This window comes from Ensifer adhaerens (assembly GCF_002940685.1).
In the GTDB taxonomy this organism is placed as follows: domain Bacteria; phylum Pseudomonadota; class Alphaproteobacteria; order Rhizobiales; family Rhizobiaceae; genus Ensifer; species Ensifer adhaerens_E.
In genome coordinates this window covers 1-10,246 of sequence record NZ_PNFP01000041.1, presented here as the reverse complement: position 1 = coordinate 10,246, position 10,246 = coordinate 1, and the positions used below count along the sequence as shown (strand labels likewise).

Annotated in this window: 9 protein-coding genes and 3 pseudogenes; 2 read left to right on the top strand and 10 right to left on the bottom strand. The window is 57.9% G+C overall.

Annotation, left to right across the window (positions count from 1 at the left end):
• Positions 1-473: 473 nt before the first annotated feature.
• Positions 474-1,402 (top strand): annotated as a pseudogene (locus C1A35_RS35360) (NAD-dependent epimerase/dehydratase family protein).
• Between the two features lie 137 nt (positions 1,403-1,539).
• Here the strand turns inward: C1A35_RS35360 and C1A35_RS35355 are convergent.
• Positions 1,540-2,406: an amino acid ABC transporter substrate-binding protein gene (locus tag C1A35_RS35355; RefSeq protein WP_234823139.1), complete on the bottom strand. Its 867-nt coding sequence runs from the start codon at positions 2,404-2,406 to the stop codon at positions 1,540-1,542.
• 265 nt (positions 2,407-2,671) lie between these two features.
• Between C1A35_RS35355 and C1A35_RS35350 the strand changes: the two are divergent.
• A pseudogene (locus C1A35_RS35350) lies at positions 2,672-2,767 on the top strand (DUF1515 family protein); the annotation flags it as partial.
• Between the two features lie 78 nt (positions 2,768-2,845).
• Here the strand turns inward: C1A35_RS35350 and C1A35_RS35345 are convergent.
• The 9 genes and pseudogenes from C1A35_RS35345 to C1A35_RS36985 all read right to left on the bottom strand — a co-directional run.
• A complete protein-coding gene (locus tag C1A35_RS35345) occupies positions 2,846-3,100 on the bottom strand; it encodes a hypothetical protein (RefSeq protein ID WP_104668885.1) in 255 nt (84 codons plus the stop codon).
• Between the two features lie 824 nt (positions 3,101-3,924).
• Positions 3,925-4,308 (bottom strand): hypothetical protein, encoded by a 384-nt coding sequence (locus tag C1A35_RS36990; protein WP_234823138.1) that lies wholly within the window; start codon positions 4,306-4,308, stop codon positions 3,925-3,927.
• Positions 4,305-4,562 (bottom strand): hypothetical protein, encoded by a 258-nt coding sequence (locus tag C1A35_RS35335; RefSeq protein WP_104668883.1) that lies wholly within the window; start codon positions 4,560-4,562, stop codon positions 4,305-4,307. The genes C1A35_RS36990 and C1A35_RS35335 overlap by 4 nt, the downstream gene beginning before the upstream one ends.
• Before the next feature lie 1,128 nt (positions 4,563-5,690).
• The gene (locus C1A35_RS37290) at positions 5,691-5,897 is read right to left on the bottom strand and encodes a DUF982 domain-containing protein (protein ID WP_104668882.1); all 207 of its coding nucleotides are present in this window, start codon (positions 5,895-5,897) and stop codon (positions 5,691-5,693) included.
• Between the two features lie 127 nt (positions 5,898-6,024).
• Positions 6,025-7,863, bottom strand: coding sequence for an ABC transporter ATP-binding protein/permease (locus C1A35_RS35325; protein ID WP_234823137.1), 1,839 nt, complete (start codon positions 7,861-7,863; stop codon positions 6,025-6,027).
• 248 nt (positions 7,864-8,111) lie between these two features.
• Positions 8,112-8,606 carry a ferritin-like domain-containing protein gene (locus C1A35_RS35320; RefSeq protein WP_104668880.1) on the bottom strand — a complete coding sequence of 165 codons (495 nt, stop codon included), beginning with the start codon at positions 8,604-8,606 and terminating at the stop codon, positions 8,112-8,114.
• 125 nt (positions 8,607-8,731) lie between these two features.
• On the bottom strand, positions 8,732-8,920 hold the full coding sequence (locus tag C1A35_RS35315) for a hypothetical protein (protein WP_104668879.1): 189 nt from the start codon (positions 8,918-8,920) through the stop codon (positions 8,732-8,734).
• A 192-nt stretch (positions 8,921-9,112) separates the two neighbouring features.
• Complete coding sequence (locus tag C1A35_RS35310; protein WP_234823136.1) at positions 9,113-10,123, bottom strand: YihY/virulence factor BrkB family protein; 1,011 nt, start codon at positions 10,121-10,123, stop codon at positions 9,113-9,115.
• An 18-nt stretch (positions 10,124-10,141) separates the two neighbouring features.
• Positions 10,142-10,246: pseudogene (locus C1A35_RS36985) on the bottom strand (IS5/IS1182 family transposase); the annotation flags it as partial.

Here is a 10,246-nt window from a genome sequence, read left to right as displayed (position 1 = left end):
CAGATGAGCGATGATCCGCTCATCAGCCTGCCAGCCGTGGCGCGCTGATCATCCCGGTCCATGCCGGAGAGCACGGCGACCAATGCCGTCTGCTACACCACCTCACGGGACGCGATCAACCGAGTTCGGTGGCAGACCAAACCCGCAAGCCTGCTGTTGTGCGATAGCCTGCCCTGTGGACGGAAGGTGCTGCGCTTCGAGCGATGAAAGCTGTGACCTTTGCTTTGCAACAGCCTCAAGCATGGGACAGGAGTGCAGCATCCGACGCACAAGTTGCACGACCGGCGAAAGCAGACGACGCGTTCATTTGCTGTCTTTTTGACCCGGCTTAGCCTTCTTTGAGTATCTAGGCATCCCATCAGGTAAGTTGCATGTCGCTGCCGTGGCTGTAACGTGACGGATCGCGAGGTATGCCCTAGGTGCGATTGCGCTAAACTACTGCTGGCAAAACGGCGAAGCTGAAAGACATTCCAATGTCGAACGTATTGATCGTTGGAGGCGCAGGTTTCATCGGATCGCACCTCGTGGCACGGTGTTGTGCGGAAGGACACACAGTCCACGTGCTCGCTCGACGCGGTACAGATCTGCATCGATTAAAATACATCGATGGGGCCTGCATATTTTGGAGCTTGCAGACACCGGAGCCCTTAAGCGTTGTCTTGCGGCTGCCAAGGCGCGTTACATCTTTTATCTTGCCGCTGCCACCCGACGTACGCCGAAACCGAGTTTCGCAGACGCTTTCGGAAGCGTTCAAGAGGATCTGCTAGGTCTGTTGCAAACCATCGCTGCCGTGGCAGAGGCGCCTGTTTCTCCGGTCGCCTTCGTGCGAGCGGGGACCTTGGCCGCTTATGGCAAAGCGCCGATGCCTCATCTAGAAACGCAGCGCGAGATGCCTTGCACAACCTATGCCGCTGCCCTTGTCGCGGGTCAGCTTTATGTTGAAGCGCTGCAGCCGCGCCTGGCGTTTCCGGTCTTGACGGCACGGCTTTCGCTTGTCTTCGGGCCTGGCCAGTCGGGCGATTTCCTCATCCCGTCTTTGATCCGAAAATGCCTCGTCGGAGAGCCTTCCATCGTGCGTCGACCCAACGAACGCCGTGATCTCTTGTTTGTGCGGGACGCCGTGGAGGGGCTGTATCAGATGGCCAACATTTGTCAGCAAAAGACACCACTCGTCAACATTGCCTCGGGGTACGCACCGACAATGCGAGAGGTCGCGACCCTCATCGTTGAGAAAGTCGGAGTGAATCCTACTCTGGTCGAGTTTCCCCAGACGAGCGCATCCGACGACGTTGATCTCTGTCCTTCACCAGCCTTAGCAGACGCGGTGTTGGGTTGGAAAGCGCTCGTACCTTGGCGCGATGGTATCGCGCGAACCATCGAATGGGCGAGAAAACACACGTAGCTCGCGCGTGATAAACGGCCTGGATAAAATAGATTTGTGCAGTGCCGGCGCCTGGAAGGCGCGCCTCGGCCTGGCTCAGCGCCATAGGAGGCAAGCGCGTTCTGCTCCTCCTAGTTCAATATCCCGCCGCACACGACCTATGGCACGTGTTGCATGATGATTTGAGTGTGCAGCATTGGCGCTTCGCCTCCGAAATAGGTTACCAGCAGCGGTAGAAAATCGTCCGACAGGTAGAAATCTGTCAGCGCGCGGTCTGCCAGCAGGCGGAAGTCGGCGTCGTCGCGACGCAATGCGATCGCATAGGGTTCATGCGTGATCAGGCGATCGCCGACCTCCAGCGAGGATGGATCGCGCGCCCGCTTGGCCAAGCTGATGAGCAGAACCTGATCGGCGATGTAGGCATCGATCCTGCGGTCCTCCAGCGCCTTGAGCCCGTCCTCATGCGTCTTGAAATCGGCAAGCTTTGTCTTCGATTCTTGGACTGCGAGTGCGTCGCGAAGTGTCGCTGCCGTCGTCGTGTTTGCGCGCATGCCGATGACGTTCGTGGCTACGCGCTCGCTGACCGCGCGAACGGCGGGTCCGTTGAGAAAGAGCGACTGCAGGTAGCTGGGCGAATCCTTGCGTAGCAGCGCGCTCGCCCCGGTGAGGAAGATCGGTTGTGAGAAATCGACGATTTCCCGCCTCTTCAAGTTCACGGTGATGGAGCCGCAAAGCAAGTCGATATCTTCATTCTCTACTGCATCAAAGCCGTCGGCGAGCGTCACCTCAACAAATTTTCGTTTTAGTTGCGGAATGTGATGTTCGATCTCGTCAGCAATCTTGCGGCACAGGTCGATGGCATATCCCACCGGTTCGGCCCCTGGCTTGCTGGAGGAAAATGGCGCTTGATCGGAGATGTAACCGATATGCACGGTTCCACGCTCCAAAATGGTGTCCAGCGTTGCGGCGCCGGACGCCAAAGCCGAAAAGCAAAGGGCGAGGCTCACGAGCAGAAACCGTCTCATGCGCTTGGCCATACTTGTCTGAGGGGCACCTGCATGATCCCTATCTCCGGAAAACGGTGTCGATCTCAAAGGCGTTGGCCCAGCTTATGGGCTGCTCCTCATATGTCAATCAACGACGCATGACGTCGCTCGGCGGCATCGTCACCACAGCAAGGTGCTTGACGGGAGGGTCGTGCTTTCCGTCGATCTCGCGTATGACGCCTTCAACCAGAGCTCTTCTAGCCAGCCAGACCATCCCGGCGGCTAGCACGGACACGTCGAGGCATCGGTTGCCACAATCGGAGAGGACGTCTCGGAGATGAAGCCAGTTGCCGAAGACGTACAGCGCTGGAAGCCGACGGGGATCGGCGCCCACGGGTGACCGGCAAAAAGCTTCGTTTTTGTGATCGTCGGGAAGGGATAACAAACTTCGAGCACAGTCTGTGCACTTTGCATGTGACTACCAGCTCTCCTCGTGCAGCCGGTCGAGCACAGCGACGACCTCAGCCTGCAAATCCAGACAAAGCTGCTGAAAACAATGGATTTGCTCCTCCCGCCGGGGCGCCTCTCGCTGAAGGGCATCGAGTGTCTTTGCCGCCAACGCATACTTTTCGAAGAGGTCGTACAATCCATGATCTTTGACCGAGCGCAAGCGTTCCCGATGACGGGGCAGCGCCATTGCCAAGCGCGCCCTTCCGAGATGCACCAAACCCATATCGCCTCCAGATTATTCGTTTGCGGGTCTACGAACACCCGATACTTCAACCCGCCCAGAATGAGTCGTGGAGAACTCCGATTGTCGCGCATGTCGCTTTGTGAACCAGAGAGCGCACTCCAGGAGGCAAGCCTCGTCGGTGTGGCCGAAACGGAACTCGTCGATCAGGAATCTTGCCAGTTGATTGCCTCGATCAGAAAGTTTGGGGATTCCTGCTAAAAAGCAGGTCCGTTCAAATACTCGATGCAGCATTTCTACGTCTTTAGGGCCGAGAGTGCAGTCCAGATCATCCGAATGGAAATACATTTGGGACCTCCCAATGAAGGGGCGGCACCAGCGTTCGCGGTCGGCAAGTGCTTGCACGCGAGGATGGGCCGCGCAACACCACTTTGGTCCAGAAAACGTCGGTAGGACTTGCCTGGTTCCACCGGGGGGAATACCCATTTCGGGCTACTCGGTGAAAGTAATCCATGAGTTTCGCGGGACGAGGGCGGCTAGTTGAGGGGATAAACGACACACGAAATTATGGCGCCAGGGCGAGGGCGACCAGGCATGCTGCCAAGGCGATCAAAAGCCCGAGGCGTGCGCGCCTAGAGCGTTGCCGTCTGATGCTTTCCCAATCTTAGTTCAAGAAGCGAAACTTAATCATATCGGCGGTGCATGCACTTCCATTGGGTGAATTGTGGTCCCGCGCTCCATCTGTAGCCTTTGAAGCGTGCGCTCCGTCAGTCCAGACGACCCTGGCGGCGTGTACCAGCCTGCTTTGGCCTCTGCCGATCCTGGCAGAGGCTTTTTTCTATGTCTGCCCATAGGGGCTTGCGAAACTAGTGACGGGTGATTTCGGACGTGAGTTCTAGGAACCGGCCGATCGACCAAAGGTAGCCGACGATCTCCCATCTCAGGGCATCGCGATTGCCGTACTTCTCTATTATTCTGTCGAGCTTTTCCTTTGTTGCGGTCTGCTCCACAATTTCGCTAATCACGTAGCTGTCATGCCCCACGGCACAGATGTCGCAGCCAGCCTCGAGAACGTCGACGACGAATGCCGGGATTTCACCGGGGTCCATCTGACGTTGATTGTGTTCAGTCTTGCCGGTCCTCCATTGAGGCCGTGAAGCTATCCCGCGATCCGCTGCGCTATCGGGCGCAAAACGGTCTCCGGCTTTGTCGGGGATGCCGGGAAAACGCATGTACTTGACGCTGCTCATGGAAATAGTCGCTCATCGGTTAGCGTGAGTAGGGCGACGATCTCTGCCTGCATGTCGGCGCAGGTCTGCTGGTATTCGGCAATCAGCTCTTTGCGGGCCGGGTATTCCCGCTGAAGCTCTTCGAGCGTTGATGAGGCGAGCGCATAAGCCTCGAAGAGATCGAGCAGGCAGTGCTCTCTGGCTTGGCGGAGCTGAGGGCGATATCGTGGCAGAGCCATGCCAAGACGGGCTCGCCCCAGGTGCATCAATCTCATGGCTGCTTCCCTGTTTCAGCGAAGACTACTTCGATGGTGCTACAGGTGTCGGAAGGACGATGGCGACGGATTGTTGAGGTTCGTTCAAGAGCGCGCTGTCCACGAACAGGTACCCGCCGATGACGAGCATCGCCAAGAGCATTTTCGCGGCGGTTCGCCGTAGCGGTATTGCTCGTACATAGTCCATTCCTCCGGTCGGCAACGACACCAGAGCGAACCGAAGGGACGGGCAGTCTGCCCTGGTGTCATTGTCGGCCTACGCCGCACAGTTGGCCATAGGCTGAGGTTAAAAATAGCGTATCGCGGCCAGTCCTCCACTGGACCAGGACCTTTGCGCCGGGGTCATGGGACTGAAGTCCCATGGTGGAACCTTTGACGCTTTCCTATGTTCTAACGTGCTGCTTCGGTCCGCCGCTGGGTGATCGAAAGCGCCTCTGGGCCCCACCTACATTCTCAACTCCGCAGATGGGGCCTATCGAGCGCGGGTGGCGACCGGACAATCACAGCAGCCTCAGTTTTTTCACCTCACAGCCCCAGCGATGGGGCTGTCTTTTTGCCAATTGCTGACGCACGCATCCATTCACGACGATGAGCCTCATGGCGACCTCCAACAGCGAATCCTCGATCTGATCAATTCATGGACATGCAGATGTGGACAGGGGCTAGGCGGAGCCCGCGCAGTTCTTCATCGCTCATTTCGGTGACGTCTGGTTGATTGTCCCATGCCAGGTCCTTCGTTGATATCGGAGGGAAGCCTATGACGAGACCCGCCGTGGCCGAACAGCGCAAAAGTGGTCACTAGATTTCGGGGTAGGTGAAAATGAAGGCCCCGTTGTGGGGGTCGCGACGGGGCCAGGTTGGCTCCATTAATGATGAAGCCCGGTTGCGCTCTCAATACCCGGAGGGCGGGTATTGCATGCGCTATGTGATGCCGAACATTTCCTCGACATCGAAATCCCTCAAGAAGCGATCGTCCCGGAAATGCTTTCCGCGCCTTTGGTGCCGCCATGAACGACGACAGAAAAATCCGGCCCATGAGATGGCGCGGGTAAGCCCAATTCTCCATCTTCGGAGCACGTGACGAGCCTCAGGATGCGATGTCTTCTTCCAGTATCGGAAACGATGCTTCTATTGCGGCGCCGACGAAAGCTTTCCGAGAGAGTCAAGCGCATCCCTGCGCTCCAGAGCGGCGCGGCAGCGATTTCTAGCCCGCTCATAGAACCATCCGCCCTGGGGCATTTCGCTCAGATATTGCAGCGCATCCTGCGGTCCGTCGATGCGACGCTCGCCTGTCGTACCGAGCCTGACAGGACGGTCCCAAATCAAGGCTTGCATGGCCGTTACCTCCGATACGCCACAGAACGCTCGGCCTTACGGTTTGTTCCAATACGACGTGGCGGCTTGCGCGGTGGCCATGAGGGGCCGGCGGCTAACCCGCAGCATTATGCCGAACACAACGGAGTTAAGAGGGGATTCGTTGCGCAGATCGCCACACAGCAATTGGCATCTTCTCAGCGGTGCCGTGTTCAATCACAAGCACGCTGTCGAAGAACTCCACCCCGATTTCTGATTGGATCGAGGAGGTATCGTGCATGATGGCGACAACTGTCGTGTTTGGGCAATCTGCTTTGATCGATTGATAAAATGCCTGGACCGCCTGGCCATCAAGGGCGCTCGTCGCCTCGTCAAGAAAGAGCAAACCCGGCTTCAGCAACAGGATCTTTGCAAGAACGAGTTTCTGTTTCTCCCCTCCGGAGAGAAGCTTGTCCCAATGCTGCCCTTCGCGGCCCTCATCCGGAAGCTCGCGCGAAATATCTTGGAGACCCGCCTTTTCCAACGCCATTGAGACTGCGACGTCACTATGTGCTCCGGCCTCATCGGGCAGGCACACGAGATCCTTAAGGCTAACGTCCTGGAGTTTGACGTCCTGCGCGGCATAGAGAGTTCGCATGCCGTCCGGCAATGTAATCATGCCCCGCCCATGCGGCCATAGACCATGTATTGCCTTCAGAAGAGAGGTTTTGCCACTTCCCGATTCACCGATCACCAACGTCCACTCGCCGGGGGCGAAATTCAGGTTGCTAGCGGTCAAGAAGGGGGTTTGGTCGCCGGTGTGCAGGAGCTCGACAGAATGAACGGTCAGGCCATGCGCGTCGTCGTCGGACGCATACTCGAATGCGGAAGGCCCGCTCCGAGCGTAATAGTCTTGCGGCTGTTGCACCGCTTCAATTGCTTGCGCGAGTTCAGTGATGCGGTGCGCGTCGGCTCTTAGTGTCGCGATGTCAGGCATCGCATGAATGAACCACGAGCATTCATTGATAAGGGACGTCGCAAGTTCGGCTCCTGTGACATAGTCCTGCAAGCTGATTGTCTTGTCGACATAAGGAAGGAGACCTGGTGCGTAGGCGACAATGCGTGATCCAATGAAATTGTGCACCAGTTCAAAGCCCATATAGCTGGCAGAAACCCGGTTGAGCCTGGCCCAGGTATCGTCGATTTCGCTGTATCGGCGCACGTTCACGGCCTTTTGCGCCGGTTCCCCTCTGATGACGGCAACATGGAAACTGCGATGCAACAACTGGTTCAGTTCGCTTCGATAACTGCCTTCGGCCGACTGGATGCGTATGGAGAGGCCCTGCAGCATACCGCCAAGCTTGGCGGCGATGAACGTATTGAGGGGCACGTAGATCGCGATCGCGAGAAGTGTCAGGCAGGCGCTGCCGTAGCTGCCGAGAAGATCAAGCCCTCTGACGGGGCTGGAGGTTTCGATCAGCTTGCCCCCCACAAAGGCAAGCGACATCACGACGCCGGCGATACCCAGGCCAAGGCCGATCGCACCGCCTGTCATGCCCTTTATAGCCTCTTGTACCCTTTGATCGATGTTGTCGGGTGAAGAAGCGTCTTCCTTGCTTCCCTCACCACGCCCGTTCTGCTGCAGATGGAAGTGGGTGTGGTTGGAATCGAGCAGCGCCTGGTTGAAGCGTTCGTCCAACCATTGCCGCCATTTTCGATGGAGACTGGTGGAAAAGAAGTGGCGGACAGCGGTGAAGCCTGCATCCCTCGTGATCGCGATGGCGGCGAGTGTGGCCGCCGTTGTCAAAAGCGACGACGGCGTCGTGGGTACGGTGGGATGATGGAAATTCGCGATCCGATTGACCAGTTCGCCTGAGGTCAGCGCGAACCAGACACTTGCCTGGGCCGACAATCCGGTAAGCAGCATGATGACGAAGGTGAGCCCCCAGGCCTCGCGCCACCGTTCGGACAGCCAGTAGGCGAGCAGTAGGCCCCAGAAACTGCGCATGGAGGACACGGGACTGTGCGGGCGGCGCCTTTTACCACTGAAGGGCCGTTTGACCAGTGTTGCTGCCTTCTGTGCGCTGCTTCGCACGACTTTGCGTGAATTCATCTTATTGAATTGGATCGAGGATGCTGCGTGTCAAACCGGCAGGGCCTAGCTGCAACGGCGCCGATAGAGCGCGGCATGCGCCCGGCCGAATGCCGGGCGCATGCCGAACTGAGAAATAAGCGATGGTCGCGCGCCCCTGCCATTTAGGCGGCTTTGCGGGCCGTGGTTGCCTTGTTGATGGATGTCACCGCAAGATTGGTCAGCTTGTTGTTGGTCGCTTTTTCCTGGTCGAGGATCTCCGAAAGAAGAGTATGGGCCTCCTCGTGCCCGAGGTCCTTTGCCCATTCCCGAAGCGATCCGTAGCGGGCAATCTCGTAGTGTTCTACGGCTTGGCACGCAGCCAGAAGGCCTGCGTCGAGCGCGGTCCCCTTCGCTTCCGATATCAGCCCATCGACCTCCTTGATCAATCCCTCGATCGCGTCGCACTTTTCGCCGGCGGGTTTCTTGCCGATGGATTTGAAGACCTGATCGAGCTTCTTGATCTGGTCCTTCGTTTCCGAAAGATGATCCTCGGCCGCCTTTTTGAGCTCCGCGCTCTTGGCGGCCTTGGCGACCTTCGGGAGTGCCTTAACGATTGCATTTTCTGCGTAGTAGACGTCCTGAAGTGTGTGTTCGAAAAGTTCTGCAAGCGAGTTCATGCTAGCTCTCCTCTAATACTGAACGCTGTAGAAGAAGCCGCAGCTGCGCTTTTCGTTCCAGGCAGCGAGCTATTTTTGGACGTCGGGCCGCGACACGCGCCGTAGCGATCGTGTCACGCCCCTTGTCAGTCGACTTGCTTTTCGCCGGCGCTCTTGCCGTCGGAGCTTTTCGACCGTTCTTCGAAGCGCTCCGCCCCCTTCTTCAGGGGGGAACCTTTGACACTCTCGACTTTTTGCTCCTCGGCGGCGGCTTGTTTCTTGAACTCTTGCGACGACTCTCGGCCCTTGGCCGTCTTTGACTTGGGGCTTGCCATTGTTGCTCCTCCACCCTCTGACCGCTTAACGTTTGAAGCGTCGTTGAGTTTCCGCTTCTGCCAACTGATAGAAAAGGAGCCACTGCTCGTTAACATGGGCTGTTTTATCCGGCTCCAGCATCGGACATGCTGACCGGGCCCGCCGATTTCCGGTGGTTCGATCGCGGCGGATAGCCTGGCGCCCACATCCCGTCATCTTGCAGCTTTTCCAATCGTGTCGGCCATATGCGCTCCACGAAGCCCCATGGGAAGAGGGCGCCCAGTGGTCGAGTCCTTGGCGGTCTGATGTTCGAGTTCAGCGTTGAGTTCGGCGCCCACGATCAAGAGGGTCACCGATAGCCAGAGCCAGATGAGGAACCCGACGAGGCCGCCTAAAGCACCGTAGCTGGCTGCGTAGTCAGCAAGATTGTTAAGATACCAGCCATAGACCAAAGACATCAAAATCCACGCGGATGTTGCGAAGATTGCCCCCCACGTCAACCAGCGGAGCTTTGCCGGCTGGCGACTGGGACCGAAACGATAGACGACCGCCGCCCCGGCCAAGGCGGCGACGACCACGAGTGACCAGCCTGTGGTGAGGACGATCGTCTCATCGGACGCATCAAGCAGCGCGACGCGAAGGACTGTGGGGAGCGCTGCGGTTATGCCTATCATCAGGATGAGGGCGATCATGGCGCAAAACGTAAAGACGATGGCGATGAGATTGAGCCTGACAAAACCTCGCTTCTCGACTTCCTGGTAGGCCACATTCATGGCGTCGAACAGCGCGAGCGTGCCATTGCGGGCACTCCAAATGGCAATTGCGAAACCAATGAAAAAGGCAAGGCTCAATGTCGCGTCACGCATCTGCAAGAGTGCACGTAGCTGGGTCTCGAGGATGTCGAAGGCCCCCGGCGGGAGGGCATAAGCGAGCGTTCTCAAGTGCTCCGCAATATCGACGGGATCGGCGAGCAACCCATAGAGTGCGACGATCGCGCCTAAGGCTGGAAACAGCGCGAGAAGCAGATAGAAGGTGACGCCTGCCGCGACGAACGCAACTCGGTCACTGGAGACTTCGTGGACGACGCGCCAGAGCACGTCATAAAGGCCCTCAGGCGGTATCTCTTCTGGGACGTCGGCGTTACGACCGCGGTCTTGGTCAATTTCATCGCGTGCGTCGGGGTGATCCCGTCTTGCGCGCGACGTAGGGCCGTCTTGCCGCAACAGGACTAGGCTCCAGACTCAATTGAGCCACCATGTGACGATTGCCGCGATGTAGCATGTCGCGGCAAAGTTCAGCATGAGCTTGTCATACCTTGTGGCAACGCGGCGCCAATCCTTGAGGCG